21 protein-coding genes are annotated in these 22,161 nt (G+C 62.5%); 16 read left to right on the plus strand and 5 right to left on the minus strand.

All coding sequences use genetic code 11. The features are described from left to right. Positions 1-3 precede the first annotated feature (3 nt). From flhC to C8K66_RS07965, 8 genes are all read left to right on the plus strand, one after another. Positions 4-555 carry a flagellar transcriptional regulator FlhC gene (gene flhC, locus C8K66_RS07930; protein ID WP_046382127.1) on the plus strand — a complete coding sequence of 184 codons (552 nt, stop codon included), beginning with the start codon at positions 4-6 and terminating at the stop codon, positions 553-555. Between the two features lie 216 nt (positions 556-771). After that, positions 772-1,644 carry a flagellar motor stator protein MotA gene (motA, locus tag C8K66_RS07935; protein ID WP_108524554.1) on the plus strand — a complete coding sequence of 291 codons (873 nt, stop codon included), beginning with the start codon at positions 772-774 and terminating at the stop codon, positions 1,642-1,644. A 2-nt stretch (positions 1,645-1,646) separates the two neighbouring features. Continuing rightward, positions 1,647-2,501 (plus strand): flagellar motor protein MotB, encoded by an 855-nt coding sequence (gene motB, locus C8K66_RS07940; RefSeq protein ID WP_046382125.1) that lies wholly within the window; start codon positions 1,647-1,649, stop codon positions 2,499-2,501. A gap of 102 nt (positions 2,502-2,603) precedes the next feature. Then, positions 2,604-3,773 (plus strand): flagellar biosynthesis protein FlhB, encoded by a 1,170-nt coding sequence (gene flhB / locus C8K66_RS07945; protein ID WP_108524556.1) that lies wholly within the window; start codon positions 2,604-2,606, stop codon positions 3,771-3,773. After that, positions 3,770-5,866 (plus strand): flagellar biosynthesis protein FlhA, encoded by a 2,097-nt coding sequence (gene flhA / locus C8K66_RS07950; RefSeq protein ID WP_046382123.1) that lies wholly within the window; start codon positions 3,770-3,772, stop codon positions 5,864-5,866. The genes flhB and flhA overlap by 4 nt, the downstream gene beginning before the upstream one ends. Beyond that, on the plus strand, positions 5,863-7,683 hold the full coding sequence (locus C8K66_RS07955) for a flagellar biosynthesis protein FlhF (protein WP_108524558.1): 1,821 nt from the start codon (positions 5,863-5,865) through the stop codon (positions 7,681-7,683). Before flhA ends, C8K66_RS07955 begins: the two co-directional genes overlap by 4 nt. A 2-nt stretch (positions 7,684-7,685) precedes the next feature. Then, positions 7,686-8,153, plus strand: coding sequence for a hypothetical protein (locus C8K66_RS07960; protein ID WP_108524560.1), 468 nt, complete (start codon positions 7,686-7,688; stop codon positions 8,151-8,153). A 100-nt stretch (positions 8,154-8,253) separates the two neighbouring features. After that, on the plus strand, positions 8,254-8,946 hold the full coding sequence (locus C8K66_RS07965; protein WP_046382120.1) for an RNA polymerase sigma factor FliA: 693 nt from the start codon (positions 8,254-8,256) through the stop codon (positions 8,944-8,946). Between the two features lie 75 nt (positions 8,947-9,021). On the opposite strand, the gene C8K66_RS07970 is transcribed toward C8K66_RS07965, so the two are convergent. Then, complete coding sequence (locus C8K66_RS07970; protein WP_079444665.1) at positions 9,022-12,390, minus strand: tetratricopeptide repeat protein; 3,369 nt, start codon at positions 12,388-12,390, stop codon at positions 9,022-9,024. Positions 12,391-12,562: 172 nt separating this feature from the next. After that, on the minus strand, positions 12,563-13,615 hold the full coding sequence (locus C8K66_RS07975; protein ID WP_046382119.1) for a flagellin: 1,053 nt from the start codon (positions 13,613-13,615) through the stop codon (positions 12,563-12,565). 241 nt (positions 13,616-13,856) lie between these two features. Here C8K66_RS07975 and C8K66_RS07980 point away from each other — a divergent pair, with 241 nt between their 5' ends. The 3 genes from C8K66_RS07980 to C8K66_RS07990 all read left to right on the plus strand — a co-directional run bounded on the left by C8K66_RS07980 (position 13,857) and on the right by C8K66_RS07990 (position 15,851). Beyond that, positions 13,857-14,681, plus strand: a complete 825-nt coding sequence (locus tag C8K66_RS07980) for a motility protein A (RefSeq protein ID WP_046382118.1) — start codon at positions 13,857-13,859, stop codon at positions 14,679-14,681. Then, positions 14,678-15,448: an OmpA family protein gene (locus C8K66_RS07985; RefSeq protein ID WP_108524562.1), complete on the plus strand. Its 771-nt coding sequence runs from the start codon at positions 14,678-14,680 to the stop codon at positions 15,446-15,448. Before C8K66_RS07980 ends, C8K66_RS07985 begins: the two co-directional genes overlap by 4 nt. 73 nt (positions 15,449-15,521) lie before the next feature. Next, a complete protein-coding gene (locus tag C8K66_RS07990; RefSeq protein WP_017846741.1) occupies positions 15,522-15,851 on the plus strand; it encodes a hypothetical protein in 330 nt (109 codons plus the stop codon). A 44-nt stretch (positions 15,852-15,895) separates the two neighbouring features. On the opposite strand, the gene C8K66_RS07995 is transcribed toward C8K66_RS07990, so the two are convergent. After that, the gene (locus C8K66_RS07995; RefSeq protein WP_046382117.1) at positions 15,896-16,531 is read right to left on the minus strand and encodes a LysE family translocator; all 636 of its coding nucleotides are present in this window, start codon (positions 16,529-16,531) and stop codon (positions 15,896-15,898) included. 166 nt (positions 16,532-16,697) lie between these two features. Here C8K66_RS07995 and C8K66_RS08000 point away from each other — a divergent pair, with 166 nt between their 5' ends. Continuing rightward, a complete protein-coding gene (locus C8K66_RS08000; RefSeq protein ID WP_017846739.1) occupies positions 16,698-17,069 on the plus strand; it encodes a PH domain-containing protein in 372 nt (123 codons plus the stop codon). A gap of 206 nt (positions 17,070-17,275) precedes the next feature. Here C8K66_RS08000 and C8K66_RS08005 read toward each other — a convergent pair whose 3' ends face one another. After that, entirely contained in the window at positions 17,276-17,653 is a 378-nt protein-coding gene (locus C8K66_RS08005) for a cytochrome c family protein (protein ID WP_057005269.1), read from the minus strand. A 42-nt stretch (positions 17,654-17,695) separates the two neighbouring features. After that, positions 17,696-18,037: a demethoxyubiquinone hydroxylase family protein gene (locus tag C8K66_RS08010; protein ID WP_256590913.1), complete on the minus strand. Its 342-nt coding sequence runs from the start codon at positions 18,035-18,037 to the stop codon at positions 17,696-17,698. Between the two features lie 181 nt (positions 18,038-18,218). Here C8K66_RS08010 and C8K66_RS08015 point away from each other — a divergent pair, with 181 nt between their 5' ends. The 4 genes from C8K66_RS08015 to C8K66_RS08030 all read left to right on the plus strand — a co-directional run bounded on the left by C8K66_RS08015 (position 18,219) and on the right by C8K66_RS08030 (position 22,153). After that, positions 18,219-18,599 carry a response regulator gene (locus C8K66_RS08015; protein ID WP_017846735.1) on the plus strand — a complete coding sequence of 127 codons (381 nt, stop codon included), beginning with the start codon at positions 18,219-18,221 and terminating at the stop codon, positions 18,597-18,599. Between the two features lie 204 nt (positions 18,600-18,803). Continuing rightward, on the plus strand, positions 18,804-18,998 hold the full coding sequence (locus C8K66_RS08020) for a hypothetical protein (protein ID WP_046382114.1): 195 nt from the start codon (positions 18,804-18,806) through the stop codon (positions 18,996-18,998). 123 nt (positions 18,999-19,121) lie between these two features. Then, entirely contained in the window at positions 19,122-21,017 is a 1,896-nt protein-coding gene (locus C8K66_RS08025) for an alkaline phosphatase D family protein (protein WP_108524566.1), read from the plus strand. A 134-nt stretch (positions 21,018-21,151) separates the two neighbouring features. Beyond that, positions 21,152-22,153: a diguanylate cyclase domain-containing protein gene (locus C8K66_RS08030; protein ID WP_108524568.1), complete on the plus strand. Its 1,002-nt coding sequence runs from the start codon at positions 21,152-21,154 to the stop codon at positions 22,151-22,153. Positions 22,154-22,161 lie beyond the last annotated feature (8 nt).

Raw genomic sequence — 22,161 nt, forward strand, 5'->3', positions numbered from 1 at the left:
TCCATGTCAGACAAAAGCCTGGTCACCGAAATGCAGCAAGTGCAACTGGCAATCGAACTGATTGAACTGGGCGCACGGCTGCAGGTGCTGGAAACGGAAACGTCGCTGAGCCGAGGTCGATTGATCCGGCTCTACAAGGAAGTTCGCGGCGCCTCACCCCCCAAAGGCATGCTGCCCTTCTCCACCGACTGGTTCGTGACATGGCTGCCGAACATTCACTCGTCGCTGTTCTACGGTATCTATCGCAGCTTGATGGAAATCAGTGGGCACCGTATCGACGCCTTCGTCAAAGCCTATCGCCTGTACCTGGAACAGGTGGGTGACCAGGAAGGAGAACTGGTGCTGGGACTTACCCGCGCCTGGACCCTGGTGCGTTTTTTTGAAAGCGACATGCTTGAACTGATCCGCTGCTCGTGCTGCTCCGGCGAATTCGTTGCCCACTCCCATGCGCCGGCGCAGCAGTATGTGTGCGGGATTTGCCAGCCGCCGTCACGGGCGGGCAAGACGCTGAAGCGCCGGGATATCGACGCACAACTGCTGATACGCAAGGCTTAAGTCGAACCGGATCAAATGTGGGAGGGGGCTTGCCCCCGATGAGGGAGTGTCAGTCAGTCATTGTTTGGCTGATCCACCCCCATCGGGGCAAGCCCCCTTCCACATTGGATCTGTGGCGTTTTCAATTTCACCGTCTGCAAAAACCCCCTCAATTCGTCCCTCGCCGTTGCCGATATTCAGCAAGTCATCCATTGCTTGAATCTAAGGAACGACCACGTGCTCATCGTATCCGGGCTTATCGTTGTACTGTTATCGGTGTTCGGTGGCTTTGTCCTGTCCGGCGGCGCCCTTGGCCCGCTGTATCAACCCACCGAGTTACTGATGATTGCCGGGGCCGGTGTCGGTGCGTTCATTGCCGCCAATAACGGCAAGGCCATCAGGGCCACGCTCACCGCCGTGTCACGTTTCAAGCGCAGCGCCAAATACGACAAAACCTTGTACCTGGAATTGATGGCCATGCTCTATGCCTTGCTGAGCAAGGCCCGCCGCGAAGGCATGCTCGCCCTGGAACGGGATATCGAAGAACCCGCGCAAAGCCCGATTTTCTCCCAATACCCACGACTGATCGCTGACCCGCTGATCATCCTGTTCATCACCGATTACCTGCGTCTGTTGGTCAGCAGCGCCATGCAGGCCCATGAACTTGACGAGCTGATGCTGCACGAGATCGAAGGCTTCGAACACGAAGCCCACTTGCCTGCCGATGCCCTCTACAAAGTCAGCGACGCCCTACCGGCCTTCGGCATCGTCGCGGCGGTGATGGGTGTGGTCAAAGCCTTGAGCGCGGTAAACGTCGGCCCGGACTTGATGGGCCAGATGATCGCTCATGCCTTGGTCGGTACGTTCCTGGGCATTTACCTGGCCTATGGGTTGGTCGCCCCCCTGGCCAGCCGCATCGACCGGCAAGCCGCCGAATCCGCCAAGATGCTGCAATGCATCCGCGTCACGCTGCTGGCCAGCGTGCAGGGCATGCCGCCGCAGTTGGCCGTGGAGTTCGGCCGCAAGGCGCTGCACACCAGCGAACGCCCTGGTGCCCTTGAGCTGGAAACTTATGTGCGCAGCGGCAGCGGCCAGCCGGGAATCGACTGAGCATGAGCGATCAACCGATCATCATCCGGCGTAAAAAAGCCGCCCGGCACGCCCACCATGGCGGCGCCTGGAAGATCGCCTTCGCCGACTTCATGACCGCGCTGATGGCACTGTTCCTGGTGCTGTGGGTGCTGTCCAATGCCAGCAAAAACGACAAGGACGCGATTGCCGAGTACTTCAGCACGCCGTTGTTGGTGGCCATGAGCAAAGGCGATCGCAGCACGTCCAGCACCAGCGCGATCCCCGGCGGCGGGCCTGACCAACGCTTCTCCGAAGGCGAGCGCGCGCGCCAGACGACGCGCCCTTCGCCGCTTTCCGGTGATGAGCGGCGTCACCTGGAATCCCTCAAGCAGCGGCTGAACAACGCCGTGGATCGCGACCCGCAATTGCGCGAACTCAAGCAGCAGATCGCGATAGAACTGAGCCCCGAAGGCCTGCGCGTGCAGTTGATCGATACCGACAAGCGCCCGATGTTCGAGCTGGGCAGTGCCAACGTCGCGCCGTACCTGAGCAAGCTGCTCAAGACGTTCGCCCCGGTGCTCAACGAATTGCCCAACCGCATTCAAATCAGCGGGCATACCGACAGCCACCCCTACCCCGGCGGCGATGCCGGCTACAACAATTGGGACCTGTCCGCCGACCGCGCCAAGGCCTCGCGCCAGGAGCTGGTGGCCGGCGGCCTGGACTCCAACAAGCTGCTGCGCGTTTCCGGCATGGCCGACCGCATCCGCTTCCACGGCGCCGGCCCCTACGATGCCGCCAATCGCCGCATCGAAATCATCGTGCTCGACAACCGCGTGGCCGAACGCATCCTGTCCCAGGATGAATACGCGCCAGAGGAACCATCCGCTCATTAACGCGCGATTGTGCCGGGTGTTCGTGCGATCGGCGGCCCGGGCGCCTGCGCACAATAGCGGCTTTGACAGGTCGCGCAGGTTGCCGCAGGCGCCCGGAGAGCCATGGCCGAGACCAGCAGAGAAGACAAGACCGAAGCGGCAACGCCGCGACGGATCGAAAAGGCCCGCGAAGAAGGCCAGGTTGCACGTTCCCGTGAAATGAACACCTTCGTCATGCTGCTGGCCGGCATTGGCGGGCTGTGGCTGATGGGCGGCACCCTCTATGACAACCTTGGCCAGGTGATGGAACAGGCGCTGTTGTTCGACCGCGCACAGCTGTTCGACACCGCACGCATGCTCAGTACGCTGTGGACATTGAGCCAGACCGCGCTGCTGACCTTGGCGCCGTTCTTTGCCCTGACGACCTTCGCCGCCCTCGCCGCGCCGGCCCTGCTGGGTGGGTTGGTGATCACCCTGAAGGCCGTGCGCCCGCAGTTTTCCCGGGTCAACCCCATGAGCGGGCTGGCGCGCTTGTTCTCAGTGCAGGTGCTGGTGGAGTTGGCAAAGGCCATCGCCAAGGCCAGCCTGATCGGTACGGTGATCTACTTCTTTCTGCGCAGCCATATCGAGCAGTTGCTCAACTTGCCGCACATGCCCGCGCCCAAAGCCCTGGCCGCCACGCTGAGCCTGACCGCCAGCGCCTGCACGATGTGCGTCGCGGCACTGATCATCGTGGTGGGCATGGACGTGCCTTACCAACTGTGGACTTACGCCAAGAACCTGCGCATGTCCAAGGAAGAGCAGCGCCAGGAACACAAGAACGCCGACGGCGACCCGCATATCAAGGCGAAGATTCGCCAGATGCAACAGACCCGCGCGCGGCGCCGCATGATGAGCAAAGTGCCCAAGGCCGACGTAATCGTCACCAACCCCAGCCACTTTGCGGTGGCCTTGTCGTACCAGAAAGAAAAGAACGGCGCGCCCCGTGTGGTGGCCAAGGGCGCGGATGACGTGGCGCTGCGCATTCGCGAGATCGCCGCGCAACATCACCTGCCGATGCTGGAAGCACCGCCGCTGGCACGGGCCCTGTATTTCCACGTCGACCTGGACCGAGAAATTCCCATCGAGCTGTACACCGTGGTCGCTGAGGTGGTGGCCTGGGCCATCCGCCTCAAGCGTGTCAGTGAACACGGCGGCGATCTGCCGCCGACCCCGGTGAACCTGACTGTACCGCCAGGCATGGACCAGCGTGGCCCGCGTACCCCGACACCTGAGGATGACCCGAACGCATGAAAGGCATGACCGATTTATTCGGCCCCGACTCCTGGCTGGCCACCACCGACCTCAAGATCATGACCGGCCCGGTGCTGATCGTGCTCATCCTGTCGATGATGATCCTGCCGCTGCCCACGTTCATCCTCGACCTGCTGTTCACCTTCAATATCGCCCTGGCGATCATGGTGTTGATGGTCAGCATGCTCACGGAAAAGCCGCTGGACTTCTCGGCGTTTCCCTCGGTGCTGCTGTTCACCACCTTGCTGCGCCTGTCGCTGAACGTGGCGTCCACGCGGGTGATCCTGATGGAAGGCCACACCGGCCCCGACGCGGCCGGCAAGGTGATCGAAGCCTTCGGTGAGTTCCTGGTGGGCGGCAACTTTGCCGTGGGCCTGGCGCTGTTCCTGATCCTGGTGACCATCAACTTCATGGTGATCACCAAGGGTGCCGGGCGTATCGCCGAAGTCGGCGCACGCTTCACCCTCGACTCGATGCCCGGCAAGCAGATGGCGATCGACGCCGACCTCAACGCCGGTCTGATCGGCGAACCGCAAGCCCGCCAGCGGCGCAAGGAAGTCGCCCAGGAAGCGGACTTCTTCGGCTCCATGGACGGCGCCAGCAAGTTCGTGCGCGGTGACGCCGTGGCCGGGCTGGTGATCATGGGCGTGTGCATCATCGGCGGCCTGGCCATCGGCATCCTGCAACACGGCATGGCCTTCTCCGACGCAGCCCACACTTACACCATGCTGACCATCGGCGACGGTCTGGTGGCGCAGATTCCCGGCCTGGTGATTTCGATTGCCGCCGGTGTCACGGTGTCGCGCGTGAACACCGAACAGGACGTCGGCCAACAGATGATGGGCCAGCTGTTCAGCCGCCCGAAAGTGCTGATGATGACCGCAGGCGTGATGGGCCTGCTCGGGCTGGTGCCGGGCATGCCCAACCTGGTGTTCCTGATCCTTACCGGGCTGCTGGCCGGGCTGGGCTGGTGGTTCTCCAAACAGGAGGAACTGGCCCCGGAGGGCTCACCGGTGCAGACCCTGCTGCCCAAATCCGCCTCGCAAAGCAGCGAAGCCTCCTGGGACGATGTGCAGTTGGTCGACACCCTGAGTCTGCGCGTCGGCCATCGCCTGATCCAACTGGTGGATGCGCGCCAGCAAGGCGAGCTGATCACCCGGATCAAAAGCCTGCGCAAAAAATTCGCCCAGGACGTGGGCTTTCTGCCGCCGGTGGTGCATGTGCGCGACAAGTTGGAACTGGCCGCCAACACCTACATCATCAGCCTCAAGGGCGTGGAAATCGGCCGCGGCGAAGTGTTCCCCGGCAAGTGGCTGGCGATCAACCCCGGCAAGGTCACCCATGAGCTGGAAGGCACGGCGGCGGTGGACCCGGCGTTCGGGTTGCCGGCGATCTGGATCGAGCCGAACCTGCGCGAGCACGGGCAGATCTATGGCTACACCGTGGTCGACGCCAGCACCGTGACCGCCACGCACCTCAACCACCTGCTGCATCAGCACGCCAAGGACATGCTGGGCCGTGGCGAAGTGCAGAAGCTGCTGGACAAGCTCGGCCCCGACAGCAAGGGCCTGGTCGACGAAGTGGTGCCCAAGCTGGTGTCGCTGACGGTGTTGCAGCGCGTGCTGCAGAACCTGCTCGAAGAAAACGTCTCGATCCGCGACATGCGGACCATCCTCGACGCCCTGGCCGAACACGGTGGCGTGCAACAACCGCCGGATGTGCAAGAGCTGACGGCTGTCGTGCGCGTGGCCTTGGGACGCTCCATCGTCAATCAGCTGTTTGGCAACAAAACCGAACTGAAAGTGATCGGCCTGGACTTCAACCTGGAGCAGGTCTTGATGCAGGCGGTGGGCAACGGCGGCGCGCTGGAGCCGAGCCTGGCGGACAACCTGATGCAGCAAACCACCTTGACCCTCAAGCGCCAGGAAAACAGCACCGAGCCGCCGGTGCTGGTGGTGCCCAACAAGCTGCGCCCGGTGTTGTCGCGTTTCCTGCGGCGGCGTCTGCGCCAGCTCACGGTGATTGCCCTGAGCGAAATACCCGACGACCGCACCCTGCGCATGACTAACGTGATCGGAGGCAAACCCAAGTGAGCGCTCAACGATTTATCGGCGCCAACAGCCGCGAAGCCATGAACCAGGTGCGCCTGGCCCTGGGTGAAGACGCGCTGATCCTGTCGAGCCGCATGACCGATGTCGGGGTGGAAATCCTGGCGCTGGCCGAAGCGCCGCCCACGCCCGCCACGGCGGATTTCGCCGCGTTGAGTGAACGCCTGCTGAGTGAAATCCAGGCTATGCGCCAGTTGATCGATGGCCGGGGGAAACCCTCGCCCTTGCTCAAATGGCTGCTCGACGCCGGTTTCAGCGCCAGCCTCAGCCAGGAACTGCTCGACCACAGCCCGCCCCCGCTGCCCGATGCCACACCGGCGCGGCTCAAGGCCTGGCTGACGCAACGGCTGGACAGCCAACTGATCCAACTGGCCGATGAAGCCGAGCTGTTCAGCGCCCCCACGATCATTGCCCTGGTCGGCCCCACCGGCGTGGGCAAGACCACCAGCACCGCCAAGCTGGCGGCGCGTTATGTCATGCGCCACGGTCCCGGCCCGGTGGCGCTGGTCAGCACCGACAGTTTTCGCATCGGCGCCCACGAACAACTGAACATTTACGCGCAATTGCTCGGGGTTGAGCTGCACGCCCTGGGGCCGGATGCCGCGCTCGGGCCGCTGCTGGACAGGCTGGCCGACAAACGCCTGGTGATCATCGACACCGTGGGCATGAGCCAGCGCGACCAACGCCTGCTCACCCAAATCAACCAGTTGGGCGCCAGCGGCCGGGCGCTGCGCCTGATGCTGGTGCTCAACGCTGCCAGCCATGGCGACACGCTCGATGAAGTGGTCCACACCTACCGGGACGCCGCGCATGCCGCCGGTTGCTGCCTGGACGATTGCATCATCAGTAAATGCGACGAGGCTGCCAGGCTGGGCCCGGTGCTCGATACGTTGATTCGACACGGCTTGCGATTGAACTACCTGTCGGCGGGCCAGCAAGTGCCGGAAGACTTGCAACTGCCCGGCGCTTCGAACTTTTTGCAGCAAGCGCTGGATACGTCCCGGCCTTCGCGGTTCGTCTCGGCCCCCGGCAAGCCGACGAGCCAACGCCTGAATGCGCTGGTGCGCGGGTTGGTGGGGCAGCGCAAGGCGATGCTGGCATTGCGCGACAGCCTGGTCGCACACGTCGACGGCTTCGGCCCATTGCTCGACGCCTGGCCGTTGATGGCGTTACCGGCGGCGCAGCAACCCGCGCGCTGGGACGCCTTTGTCAGCGCGCAAGCACCGTGCGCGCCCGTTACAGCGGCGAAAGCCGCCGCGACCCAGGGCAACCAGCACGTGGTGTATCGAGGTGAACGCCAACGCCTGGGCAACCTGGCCGGGCACGCTGAAGCCTTCGGCCTCCGCGAGTTGCGCTACCGCAACCGCACTGCGCGGTTGACCTTGAGTCATCTGCCGGTGGAGCTCAAAGACGGGGCGGTTCGCGCCTGGTTCGGCACCCTGCAGGACAGCCACAGCGGCCAACGCCTGGGGCAACGCTATTGGCTGGCCCGGGAACCCCATGGGTTGCATGAACAGGTCAGCGACCTCGTGCAGCAGTTGAAACATGATGAACTGGCCAGCCTGGCTGCGCGCGGCAAGACGCTGTTGCTCGACATGCACCCGCACCTGCACGCCGAACTGCAGCGGTACCTGGCCGCCGGCATCGCCGCCAGTGCCGTGCTCCTGAGCAATGCCAGTGATGACTGGGCCTTCCAGGCCCGTGCCCAACTATTGGGGCTGTTGCCGAAAAAACCCAGGGGCCATGCCGCTGAAATCCTCGAAGGCGTGCTGCACTTTTGCACCATCACGGAAAGCCTCTGACCATGCACGATCAAGCCGCCGGCCTGCGCCATTGGGCCAGTCAGCGCCCGCTCCCCGTGGTGGATCGCACCTTGATGCTGTTCGGCGCGGCGCAGGCGGCTGTCCAGGCACACAACACCCTGGAGCGCTGGCACCGCCAAGGTCATCGCTGGGTGGGCGACCCCGCGCGCTGGCGCGTTCAGGCTGTGGATAACTATCACCGCGACCTGCCCGAACGCTGGGGCGTGTGGGTCGACAGCGACCTCGGCGCCTTCCGCCGCACGTTCGACACCTTGAGCCAGCTCCGCGAACAGAATGGCCCCCGGCAGGTATTGGCGCTGCACAGCGGGTTTTCCCAACACGGCCTGCTCAACAATTTGCGCGAAGCGGCGCAGCGGTATCTGGGGACACGATTGTTGTTGATCGACGAGACCTGCGCGCACCGCCAATCAAGCCGCCCCCCACATAGCATCGGTGTCGGCCCGGCTTAAAGGGCGAACACGTCACCTGGCGTACAGCTGTTCCGCGCTTAAGCGGCCAGGGCGAGCGGTAATAATCCCGTGGATTTTCTGTCTTTCGCAGGCGCGCACGATGTATACGGCACAGGGCAAGATTAACCAGCAGGAAGTCCTCCAGCAGTACCTCCCCATGGTCCGGCGCCAGGCACTGGGATTGAAGACCCGGCTGCCTTCCAATATTGAACTGGACGACTTGATTCAAGCCGGCAGCATCGGCCTGCTCGATGCCATGACGCGCTACGACGTGAGTGTGGGCGCAACCTTCGCCACCTTTGCTTCGCAACGCATTCGCGGGGCGATGATCGACGAGCTGCGCACCCGCGATTGGGTGCCCCGCAGCGTGCGCCGTAACGCGCGGGCGGTGGAGGATGCCATGCACCGCGTGGAGCAGAATCTCGGGCGGCCGGCGCGGGAGCGGGAAGTCGCTTCGGCCATGGGCCTGACGCTGGAGCAGTACCAGAAGGTGCTCGATGACACCAACGGCAGCCAGATGCTGCCCTTTGACGATGTGGACGAAGAGCACAGCGAGGGCTCCAGTTCGCGGCTGCGCACGCCGTTTGCCGAACTGATCAACGACCGCAACCGCGCCAACCTCACCCGCGCCATCGACGCCCTGCCGGCGCGCGAACGCCTGCTGCTTGCGCTCTGTCACCACGAAAAGCTCAACCTGCGCGAGATTGGCGTGGTGCTGGAGGTGAGCGAATCACGCGTGTGTCAATTGCATGCCCAGGCGATCGCGCGACTGCAGGTCAGAATGAAGGAATAGCGCCGACGATCCAAGGTGGGGGCAGGCACGCCAGCGCCCGCCTCTAATCGACGGCGTTCCCGAGCCTGCCTTGCATCAGGGCAGGTCTTCCCCCTCGGCGTAAGCCACTTCATTGAAACTGGCGATCAGCCAGGTCAGTTCCTCACGCGGCAGGTGCGTCAGCGGCTGCAGATCGAACCGCGCCATGCGCCCGACAAACGCGGTCGGGGCCAACAACCGTTCGACCACATGGTAGTGTCGGCGGTCCAGATAATCGTCGAACAACACGATGACTGGCTTGGTCGCCCGCAGGTACGCGGTGACAAAGCAGGCAATGCGAAATCGCCCATCGATCAGGATTACATCGGGCTGCTCGAAGAACGGCTCATCCCAGACCCTCAGCGGGTAGGTGTGGAATTTCTTCCAGTGCCGGGCGTTCTTCGGCCGTGCCCATTTACCGGTCTCGCCCACATCCACCGGGTAAATCATCGGCCGTGAGGGCAGCACCGCATTGGCGATCCAGGCTTGCATGTCCTGCGCCCAACGGGCGTCGTTTTCCACCGAGATCACGGTTTTGTCCGGCATGTTGGCGGCCAGTAGGGTGGAACCGCCGCTGCCATATTCCAGAATCACCGAGGCCTGGGTGTAGAGTTTTTTCACATAGGCGGCCACTTCTGCCGGAAAGGTCACCTGGGGGGCCTGCATCGGCGCCCGCGGCAGTTCGAGCGGTTGCGGCATGGCGCTCGGGTTCCGGCAGTGCTTGAGGTACTGCGCGGCCAGGTCGCTATCGATTGTGTTGAGCAGTTGCGTCGCCACGTCAAAGGCGGCGTAGACCGTGTGCAGTAAAAAGGCCAGCTTCAGGCGCTGGTTATCGGACAGTGCTGCCATACGTGTTGCGTCCGGCAAAAACAGCGCATCGGCACACACCAGGTGAGAAGCGCGCAATTGATCCAGGCTTTGCCCTTCGGCCGGATGGCTGATGTGCTGCAGGTTATTGAGCCGGTAAAAACTGAACCCGCGCCGCGCCAGGCAGCGGCTGATCAAGCCCACATCGGCCTGCTGATCATGCGTCGGCGCGAAGTTGACCCGCGCTTGCACCAACAGCGTATCGGCGAGGGTACGTTGGCCATGTTCGATCACGGCCAGGCTGTCGTTGAGGTTGTCGAGCAACAGCCAGTCCACCGACGGCAAGCCGTTGATCGCATCCAGCTTGAGGGTGGGCACCGCCAGTTTGGCCAGTACCGCGGATGCCGCCAGCGGTGCCAATGTGGCGCTCATGGCCGGATCGAGGCAGGCGTAGAGCGTGGCGGGCTGGCCATTGCCCAGCGCCGCATGGGGGTAGTAATGCAACTCACCCAGTTGCGCCAGTTGTCGGGCATTGTCGATACGGCTGGCGGGATCAAAGGCCACCGTGGAAAACGCCGCCATTTTTTGCAGCGCAACAAACTGCGCCGATGCGATCAGCGTGCCGCCGTGGTCCAGGGTCACTACTTTGCCCTGGAACTTGAAACCAAAACCCTCGTCCCTGGCCGGTGCCGCCGGGTGCTGAAGCACGACAGCGGTGGCCTCCCCCTCGAACCTGGCCAGCCCTTGCGGGTTCAATGTCAGGGCGGCAGCCGGCTGGCCCGCGCAGTAGCGCTGCCAGATAGCACGCATGGCGGTGCCGAAGTGGTTGGCGAAACGCTGGCTGTCGCACACCGGCGAGCCCATCAGTACCTCGCGCAGGTGGCTGCGGATGCGCGCCAGGCTGTCCAGGTCGTTGGCCAATTCAATGACGCGTTGCTGGTAGTGCGCCCAACTGTGCGCCACCAACTCCGGCAGACCGGCGTTGACCAAGTGGGTGGCCGAGTGGCGCCCGGCAAAGGTCGGCCCGGGGAAGGTGACCACCGGCACGCCCATCAACAAGGCTTCGCAGGTGGTCAGGCCGCCGGAATAAGGCCAAGGGTCCAGCGCGATGTCGATGCGGTTGTAGGTTTCCAGCAGGGTCTTGTGCCCCACCGGCCCTTCGATCAGCACCCGCTCCCGGGCGATACCGTGGGCAGCCATGATGCCGTGTACATGGGCGCGCAACTCGTCATTGCCAAAGGCTCCGCCCTTGAGCAACAGGCGCGAATCAGGTGCGGCCCGCAGCAATTCGGCCCAGCGCCCGAGCAGCACATCGTTGACCTTGCTCGGGTTGTTGAAGCAGCCAAAGGTGACAAAGCCGTTTGCCAGCGCGGGCAAGGGCTTGATGTCCGGCGTGTAGGGCGGCGGGTCGTAGCAAATGTAGTCGTCGGGCAGGCGGATGAGCTTTTCGGTGTAGAACGCGTCTTCCCCCTCCGGTGACTCGATGCGGTCGGTGAGCAGGTAATCGATGGCATCCAACCCGGTGGTGTTGATCAGGCCGCCGACCCATTTCACCAGCAAGGGCGCCGGCTGCAACGCCATGGTGCCCATGCGGTTGCCGGCATTATGGCCACAGAGGTCAATCAGGATATCGATGCGATCGTCGCGGACGCGCTGGGCCAACGTGACGTCGTCCATATGCTTGATCGCCAGCCATTGCTGCACCGACGCCTGGATGCGCCGGGTCAGGTGATCGCACACCTGACTGGTGCTGTAGGCGAACAACTGGAACTGATGACGCGGCAGTTTTTCCAGCACGCCCACGATCATGTTGCCCACCGGGTGCTGGCGCAGGCCGTCGGATACCAGGCCGATGCGCAAGCAACGGTCGGGCGCGCGATCGAGCACTTCGGGGCGCGGCGGCACGGCTTTGGGGCCAAAGCGCGATTGCCATTCCTTGCACACCTCGAAGATAAACTCGCGGCTGCGCTCGGGGTCGTAGTGCAGCGAGGTCAGCCGGTTGGAATACGGCAGCACGTCCTTGCGCTTGGCCAGCGCCACAGCCTTTTGATAATAGGTGTCGGCGGTGGCCAGTTGGCCGATGTCCTTGTATAGGTTGGCCGCGTTGTTCCAGTGGCTGTAATCCCCGGGTTCGCGTTCGATCAGCTTGTCGAACACCTTGATGGCTTCGCCATGGCGTTCCAGGCGATTGAGGATCAAGCCTTTGCGCGAGAGCATATGACAGTCATGGGGCGCCAACGCCAGTGCCTGATCGATATGCGACAGGGCGTTGGCGAACTGGCCTTTTTCAAAATACAGCGTGGCCAGGCGGTGATGTCCGACGGCGAAATCCGGGTCGATGCCCAGCGCCTTGTGGACGAGTTCAAGGGCACGATCCGCCTGGCCGAGCTTTTGCGCGGCCTTGGCCACCCACTCCAATGCCTGAGGCTCATCGGGCAGCAACTGCAATGCACGCTCGAAACTGGCCAGCGCTTGCTCGGGGTCGCTGTGCAGTTGCTGATTGCCCAGGTCTTTCCATGCCTGTGGGTCACGGGGGCGTTGCTCGGTGCGTCGTCGCGCCTGGGCAAGCGTATGGGCAGCAATATGGCTGGGCGCGCCGTGGCGCGGGGATCTTGGCATTCAGGAGCAGCCTTGTGCAGAGAGATACTAGGCGAAATGCTATCGCGCCACCCTCCCCACCAAAGCCCGGATAAACCCACCTCAATGCCACGATTACCAAAGATGGCGCAGCGAACGCGCACAAAAAAAGGGGCTCAGCGTGCGCTGGCCCCTTCGTACCGCACCGTCGCGATTATTGCAGCAGCGACAGCATTTGCTGCGGCATGGAGTTGGCTTGGGCCAATACCGAGGTACCTGCCTGTTGCAGGATCTGGGCGCTGGTCATGGCCGACACTTCCGTGGCGTAGTCCACGTCCTGGATACCCGAACGGGCGGAAGTCAGGTTGGTGGTAGTGGTCGAAATATTGGTGATTGCCGAGTCGAAACGGTTTTGCACCGCACCCAGGTCCGAACGCATCGAGTCCACCGTGTTCAAGGCGTTGTCGAGGGTGGTCAGGGTGCTGGTGGACTTCTTGGTCACCTCGTTTTCGGTGTCGATGCTGACGCTGGCCGTAGTGGTGGTGCCGCTGGTGGTCAGGGTCACTTCGGCCGCGTAGGTCTTGCCGCCCACGGTCAGGAAGTAGTCGCCGTCGGCGTCGGTGGACAGCGTGCCACCGGTGACCGTGGTACCGGACTTGTCGACATAGCTGGTGTTGGTCGACGTGATCGCAGTGCCCGAGGAATCCGACAGGGTGCTGGCCGTCAGGGTGGTGTCGTAGCCGTTCACGTTGAAGCTGCTCAGGCCCAGGGTCTTGGCATTGATTTCGCTGAGCTTGATGTCGATGGTTTCACCATCGTTGGCGCCGACCTGGATGGTGATGGTCTGGTCTTTGGACAGCACGTCCACGCCGTTGAACGCGGTTTGCGAGGAGATACGGTCGATCTCGTCCAGACGCTGGGTGATCTCGTCCTGGATCGATTGCAGGTCGGACTGGGAGTTGGTGCCGTTGGACGCTTGCACCGACAGCTCACGGATGCGCTGCAGGTTGTCGTTCACCTGGTCCAGCGCGCCTTCGGTGGTCTGCGCCAGAGAGATGCCGTCGCTGGCGTTACTGCTCGCCTGCGACAGGCCGGTGATCTGCGAGGTCATGCGGTTGGCAATTGCCTGGCCTGCGGCGTCATCGGATGCGCTGTTGATTTTCAGGCCCGACGACAGGCGTTCGATCGAGGTGCTCAGGCTGTTCTCCGAGGAGTTCAGGTTTTGTTGAGCGATCATGGACGTGATGTTGGTATTGATAACTGACATGGTGCAGTTCCTTTTCGTGGGTGAGCCGCTTGAACAGATGAGAGGCCCGGCGTTGATGCCATCACCGCCGTTGCCGTACAGACAAAGCGAACATCGGCGATCCGATCAGGCGTCTTTAGGCAGCCCCCAAAAAAATTTGCGCAGCCGTCCGATTTCGCCACGCAAAGTGCCTGTATTAGCCGATTTGAATCAGCACCCACCGCGTTATAAAGCCTGCCTTGGCCCACAACAGGAGTGCTGCATGAACCCCTCAACCCTGATCGGCATGCTCGCCAGCCTGCTACTGCTGACGGTGCTGCTCATGTTCAGCGCGCAACAACCCGGCTTGTTCATTGACCTGCCGGCCCTCGGCATTGTGGTGGTCGGCACGTTTGCCGCGACCTTCATCAGCTACCCGCTGCGCGAAGTGCTGCACGTCTTCAGCCTGATCAAGACCGTGGTGCGTCACGAGCGCGAATACACCCAGGAAGACATCGACGAACTGGTGAGCCTGTCGCGCCTGTGGATCGACGGCGACCTGCGCGCGGTGGAGGACGTCCTCGACCGGGTGAAAAACCCTTTCCTGCGCTCCGGCGTGCAACTGGTGATCGACAAGACACCGCTGGACGACATCCTCGACCTGCTGCAATGGCGTATCGCGCGGCTGCGTGCCAAGGAACATGCCGAGGCCCAGCTGTTCCGGGTCATGGCCAGCTATGCGCCGGCCTTCGGTATGCTCGGTACCCTGGTGGGGCTGGTGAACCTGATGTTCGTGCTGGGCGACGGCGACATGGTGACCATCGGCCGACAAATGGCCGTGGGCCTGATGACCACGCTCTACGGCGTGTTGCTGGCCAACCTGCTGTGCAAACCGGTGGCGGTGAAACTGGAACGCCGCACCGAACAGCGCGTGGTGGTGATGAACATGGTGTTGCAGGGCGTGGCGATGATGGCCAACAAACGCAGCCCAGGGCTGATGCGTGAAACCTTGAAGTCGTTCGTGGCCCATTACCAGAACGACTTGCGCGACGAACCGTTGCGCCCGGCACGCGCCCTGATTGCATTGAAGTGGAAAACCCGGGCATGACGACCATCACCCGCAACCAGGCGGCCGCGATCGCCAGCGGCACGCCGGCCGTCGAAGACCCCGGTGGCGAAACGTGGATGATGACCTACCTGGACATGATGACCCTGCTGCTGGTGGTGACCATGGCCATGCTGGCGTTGGCCGGCAAGAGCCATGAGCTTGCACGGCACAGTGCCAAGTCCAATGGCCCCGCCGTTTTCAGCGTAAAACGCCTGACCACGCTGGACCCGCCGGGTGCGTTGTTGCTGGTGCCTCAGGTGCCGGCCCCCGTTGTGGAACCTGAGCCCGAACCCGAGCCAGAACCCGTCGCTGTCGTTGAGCCCGAGCCGCCCAAGCCCACGACGCAAGACCTGCTCAACGAACTGCCACTGGACAAGCTGGGCAATGACATCGAAGTGGTCACCAACGACAGCAGCGTGAGCTTTCGGATCAGCAGCGAAATCCTGTTCCCTTCCGGCCAGTCCGACCTCAGCCTGGGCGGCCTCGCCGTGCTGCGCCATCTGATCCCTGTACTCGACAGCGTGCCGCACAAAATCATCGTCGCCGGCCATACCGATACTCAAGACATCCGCAACTCGCGCTTCCCCTCCAACTGGGAACTCTCCGGCGCCCGCGCCGGCAGCGTAGTCCGCTACTTGCAAAGCAACGGCATCCAGCCCAACCGTCTCGCCGCCATCGGCTACGCCGACACCCGGCCCCTGGCCGACAACGCCGTCGCCGAAGGCCGCGCCCGCAACCGCCGCGTGGAGCTGATCCTGGAGCGCTGACGCGTGGGTCTTTTTTTTCCGGCGCAGAACAGTGATCATCGCCCTCCCCACCAAACCCCGAGGAAGCGAGACCATGGAATTGACGCTGGAAGCGGTTGCGCTCTTCGCACTGAAACTGGTGTACGAGACCGACGGCGGCAGCCCGGTCTTGCGTGACGATCTGGTGATGGACGGGTACGAGCGGGAAGTGTTTGGGTTACTGGTACGGCAGCGGGATTTGGCTGCGATTCAACGCAAGATCGAGGAATGCGTGGTGCAGGCGCTGGAGGCATTGGGCGGCGCCCACACGGTGCTGGGGCGGGAGTTGCGGCGGTTGGCGACTGACGTGCAAAACGTCCATCAACTCGACGCACTGCCCACGCCGCTAACCACCCTCAAGGACTATTTGAAAGACATCCTGTGAATCGGTGATCAGCGTGCCGGCCGCGGCCAAAAGCGCATGCCCGGTTAGCGCCGCCCTTCAACCGCCATCCGCACGGCCAAGCCCATCAGCACCGAGCCCATCAGCCAGCGCTGCACCACCTGCCAACCGGGCCGGGTGACGAAAAACACCGCGATGGAGCCCGCCATCATGGCAATCATTGCGTTGACGCTCACGCTGATGAAAATCTGCGTAAAGCCCAGCACCAGGGATTGCGTCAGCACACTGCCGTGGCCGTTCGGGTCGATGAACTGAGGCAGCAACGACAGGTACATCACCGCGACTTTAGGATTCAGCAGGTTGGTCACAAAGCCCATCATGAACAGCTTGCGCGGGCTATCCAGGGGCAGGTCCCGTACCTGAAAAGGCGAACGACCACCCGGCTTGACCGCCTGCCAGGCCAGGTAGACCAGGTACAACGCACCGCCGAGCCGCAGCGCGTCATACGCCAAGGGAACCGCCATCACCAATGCGGTGATACCCAATGCCGCGCACAGCATGTAAACGATAAACCCCAACGCCACCCCGCCCAGGGAGATCATCCCGGCCATGCGTCCCTGGCAAATCGAGCGGGAAATGAGGTAAATCATGTTCGGCCCGGGCGTCAGCACCATGCCGAGTGAGATCAGCGCGTAGGCAAGCAAGCTGGACATATCGGGCATTGTTTAGCTCCTGGATTTTTATTCTGCCGGCGTGAAATCCTTCGCCGACGTTGCAGTGTCAGGCGCCATGGTAGGGCGTTGAAAAGCAGGGCGTTAGATACAGATCCACGAGCAAAACGTCATACACCGGCTGGCGATTACCGGCTCACTCACCCAGGACAGGCACATGATCGACTTCAACAACAAAGGCTTCTTCAAACTCAAGCAAAACAACGAATACGCCGAACGCGTCGCCGCCCTGCTGCTGGACGGCGAAGAAGTGATCGATGCCTACAAAGCCATGCGCGACGGCGTGGTCTTCACCACCAAGCGCATCATCGCGGTGAACGTGCAGGGGATTACCGGCAGCAAGAAGGACTTCACCTCGCTGCCGTACAAAAACATCGTGGCGTATTCGGTGGAAACCTCCGGGACGTTCGATCTGGATTCGGAGTTGGAGATTTACTTCTCGTCGCTGGGGAAAGTGAAATTCGAGTTCACGGGGAAGACTTCGATTGTTGAAATCTCGCGGATCATTTCCAAGCACCTGCTGGCGTGATCAGCGGGCAAAAAAAACCTTGGCGTTCCAAGGTCTTTTTTATTGCCGGCCAGGGGTGTAAGGGCTTCAGAACGACGCAGGTTTTATGTGGGAGTTGTCGAGCCCCAGCGAGGCTGCGATGCAGGCGCTGCGGTCTGGCAGGTGTCACGCGGTGATCCCATCGCAGCCTCGCCGGGGCTCGACAACTCCCACATGGGGTCAGGCGATCACTCAGGTTGAAACGTCGCCAGGTAGGCCAGGATGTTGTCGATCTTTTCCTGATCGCTGATGCCCCAGAAGATCATGCGCGTGCCGCTCACCACCTTCTTCGGCGCCTCGATATAGGCCGCGAGTTTTTCCCGGGTCCAGACCACCCCGGAGTTTTTCATCGCATCTGAATACTGATAGTCGGGAGTGGTGCCGGCTGGCCTGCCGATGATGCCATTGAGTTCGGGGCCAAAGCCGCCGCGCGCGCCCTCGCCGATGCTATGGCAGCCGCCGCAGGTTTTGGCGAAGAGCTTGCCACCCGCGTCGGCATCGCCGGCGGCGCAGGCTGCGCCGGTGTTGAGGATCAGGACGAAGGTCAGTAACGCGCGGTACTTCATAAGGGCTCCACATCGGGTGATACGGGTAATTATGCCGGTTTGTCAGGAACGCATGCCCATCCAGATCACCGCTTCGGTCCACGCCGTCACCACCGGCGCCAGCGCCCTGAACCACGGGTCGTCCCGCTCGATCTGCGCGGCAGAGTGATCATGGTGGTGCTGTTCCTCCTCGACGATCGTGGCAATCGCGGCCACGGCCAGCGGGTCGATGTCACGCAATGTGTGGAGTTGATGGGCCAGGTGCCTGAGGACCACACTCTCGACCGCAACCGTGGTGGCAACAATCGCTTTGCGGCCGCACAGGCCGGTGATCAGCCCCAGTACCAGGCCGCCGAGACCGCATAGCCAGTAACTGTGGCAGCGGCGGTAACCCCGTCGTCGCAATTCGGCCTCAAGCAAGCGGACCGGGAGTGGGTGGAAAAGCGCCCGTATCGTGCAGCAGCACCCGGCAAATGCGCAACCTAGACGCGCAAAACGACCATCCATCGCTCAGCGCATATCGGATCGAACCTAATCCGCTCCGCCCCACTCCACCCTACTGAACCCTGATGGTGGAGTAAGGATCATGGCTCAGCCATCGATTTTAGTGCTGGAAGACGACGAAATCATTCGCGCGTTAATGGTGGACGTGTTGGAGGATTTCGGCGCACATGTCACCTCGTTTCCTTCGGCGGATGAAGGCATGATCTACCTGGAGCGGGCCGATGACCCGGTGGACCTGATTGTGAGTGATATCCAGATGCCTGGTTTACTCAACGGCTATGACCTGAGTCGAGTGGTGGCCCATCGCTGGCCGTCGGTGCCGGTGCTGCTGACGTCCGGCAACACCGGGCTGGCGGCGCAGCTGGGGGGATCGGTACGCTTCCTGCCCAAGCCGTGGAGCACCGAACATCTGCTCGAATGCGTACAAACCGCACTGACCCGGCAGGGCGCGTCGATGCATTGATAGCTTCGCGATATCGCTTTGCTCAACGTCACGACGGGCTGGCAGTGGGCTCCGATTTACGGTGCCCACGGTGAATGAAGATTCCCACTCCTGAGTAGTCTCGTTTTGACTCAATAGGTTTATAGCGACTGCCTTCTTACCCGCTGTAAGTTCGGTTCGCGTCGACAGTGTTCGCCGCAAACCGAACTTACAGAGGAAACCGTGATGAATATTTTCTACAGCCATCTGAACTTCGAAAATTCGTTTCTGCCGACCTACTTGAACACACAGGTAGACCACCACTCCCCCTCAAAAACGCCTCCTCAGGGAGCGGCCATTGACGTCAATGGCGAGCAGTCGCCTAAAAAAGACCGCGCCGTGAGCGGGCTGGACAGCCTGGGTCGGGGAAACATCATCTGAGGCGCCCAACCAGAGGCTGCCGACCTGCAGCCTCTTCCTCCTTTCGATCCGCCCGGCCTTAACACAATACTGACATCCGCCGGGTTAACCTTCGTGATCATCCTGCGCGGAGCTTTCAACCCTATGCCTCACGCCGGCACCCTGCCCGACGTCCTCGCCGGCCCGCTGCTGCGGCGCCTTGAACCCCTGCGCCTGGTAATGTGGCTGGTGGGGACGCGGCAACTGCCTTTGACCCTCAGGCTGCACGTCGCCGGACAGAGCCGCGACATCGTGCTGGACCAAGGCCAGTGCCAAATCGTGCCGGTGGGGCGCCAGGCCTTTATCCACTTGATCGACATCCCGTTGGACGAGGCCCTGCCCCAGGACGCGCTGATCGGCTATGACCTGCTGATCGACGGGCGCGGCATCGCCCACTGGGCAGCGCACCTGCTCTATTGCGACGCGCAATCGCCGAGTTTCGTGCTGCATAGCCGTATTCATCAACTGGTCCACGGCTCCTGCCGCAAGCCTCATCACCCGGCGGACGAAGGCTTGCTGTGCGTCGATCACCTGCTGGCCGACGCCCAGACCGCGGCCCAACGCCCGGCATTGTTGATGATGAGCGGCGACCAGGTGTACGCCGACGATGTCGCCGGGCCGATGCTGCGGGCGATTCATGGGCTGATCGCGCGCCTGGGGCTGTTCGACGAATACCTGGAAGGCGCCGTGGTGGACGACAGCGCCAGCCTCTACGGGCATCACGCCAGTTATTACCAACGGGCCGAACTACTCCCCGCGCTGGACAGTAACGAGACCTTGCGCGAGCGTTTTTTCGGCGGCGTGAAGAAGCCGATTTTCACCAGCAGCACCGCCGACAATCACCTGGTGACCTTCGCCGAAGCGATGGCCATGTATTTGTTGGTCTGGTCCCCCACCCCCTGGACGCTGATCGCGCCACAGCCGCCGCAACTGAGCGCCGACGCGCAACAGCGTTATGCCCGCGAACAGGTGCAGATCGATCGCTTCCGCAACGGCCTGCCCGGCGCCGCGCGGGTGTTTGCCCATCTGTCCACGCTGATGATCTTCGACGATCACGACATCACCGACGACTGGAACCTCAGCGCGCAGTGGGAAGAAACCGCCTACGGCCATCCGTTCTCCAAACGCATCATCGGTAACGCGCTGCTGGCTTACCTGCTGTGCCAAGGCTGGGGCAACCAGCCGCAGGTATTTGGCCCGCTGATCAACCAGACCCAGGCGCTTGTCGCCCAGGCACCGCACAACCACCTGAACGCGGGTGCGCAGGATCAACTGATCGACACGCTGCTGGCCTTCCAACAGTGGCATTACGTGCTGCCGACCACCCCCGCGCTGGTGGTGCTCGACACCCGCACCCGCCGCTGGCGCAGCGAATTCAACCTCAAGCAACCGTCCGGCCTGCTGGACTGGGAAGCCTTGAGCGAACTGCAACAAGCGCTGCTGGACCACCCGTCGGCAATCATCGTCTCCCCCGCGCCGATCTTTGGCGTCAAGCTGATCGAGACCGTGCAAAAAGTGTTCAGTTGGTGCGGCTACCCGCTGCTGGTCGACGCCGAAAACTGGATGGCGCATCGCGGCGCCGCCCAGGTGATCCTGAATATCTTCCGCCACTCCCGCACACCGGGTAACTACGTCATCCTCTCGGGCGACGTGCATTACTCGTTCGTCTACGAAGTGCTGATCCGCCATCGCAACGCCGGCCCCAAGCTCTGGCAGATCACCAGCAGCGGCATCAAGAACGAATTCCCACCGCGCCTGCTGGAATGGTTCGACCGCCTCAACCGCTGGCTCTACTCGCCGCGCTCCCCACTCAACTGGTTCACCCGCCGCCGCACCATGCAGGTGGTGCCGCATATCCCGGAACACGCCGAAGCCGGTGAACGCTTGTGGAACTCGGCGGGGATCGGCCAGGTATTTTTCAACGAGCAAGGCCAGCCCGAGGCCATTTACCAGCACAACGCCAACGGGAAGGCACCGACGAGGATGCGGGCGCCGAAATAATGGCCCATCGCCACACATCGACAACCGCACAGTCGCTCTATTCAAAGCGTGCAAGCCCCGTTGTACAGTAGCGCCAGCCACGGAGTATCGGCGTCAATTTGACCGGCCTTGAGGCCCACGCAGGGAGCGCGCACATGGACGATACATCCGGCAACAAACCGTCAACTGACCTCAATGCGGACATGTTGCATGCCGTCATGGAACTGGTCAGCGACGGGGTCTGGGACTGGAACGCGAATACGGGGTTCGTTTATCGCAACCCGGGCTGGTACGAAATGCTCGGTTACCCCCGCCACTCCCTGGAGAACAGCGTGTTCACCTGGGAGAACATCATCCACCCCGACGACTACTCCCGCGTGATGACGGTGTTCGATGACTACATCAACCGTCGCTCGCCCTATTACCAAATCGAATACCGTTGCCGCAAAAATGACGGCAGCTACCTGTGGATCGAAGACCGCGGCTATGTGGTTGCGCGTAATCTCGACGGCTCGGTAGCGCGCATGGTCGGCGCCCATCGCGACATCAATACGCGCAAGTGCGCGATCGAACAGCTCGAACGGCGCAACCAATCCCTTGAAGCCTTGGTTGCCGAACGCACACGCGAGTTGTCGCGGGTCAACCAGCAACTGCAGTTGCAACTGGACGAGAACCGCTCCCTGGCCGAGCGTGACGCCCTGACCCGCGTGGCCAACCGTTATCGCCTGGAGAAAGTGCTGCTGGAAGAATGTGAGCGCGCCCAACGCTTTCGCCTGCCGTTGGCCCTGGTCGCCATGGATATCGATGACTTCAAGCCGATCAACGATCGACACGGCCACGGCGTCGGCGACCAGACCCTGATGAGCGTCGTGGAGAGCCTGGAGGCCTGCGTGCGCCCCGGTGACTTGCTCGCGCGCTGGGGTGGCGATGAGTTCGTGGTGGTGCTGCCCAAAAGCACCCTGGAGAGCGCAAAAAACCTGGCCGAGCGCATTCGCCAAAGCATGAGCGAAGTCCCCACCGTGGGCGACTTCAAAATCACCCTGAGCCTGGGGGTGGTGGAGCGTCATGCGGGTGAAGGCCCCGACGCCCTGATGGCGCGGGCCGATCAGGCGTTGTATCGCTCCAAGGCGGCGGGGAAGGACATCGTCTCGGAATGAATGCGCGG

It is taken from the genome of Pseudomonas sp. GV105 (genome assembly GCF_003058185.1).
GTDB lineage: Bacteria > Pseudomonadota > Gammaproteobacteria > Pseudomonadales > Pseudomonadaceae > Aquipseudomonas > Aquipseudomonas veronii.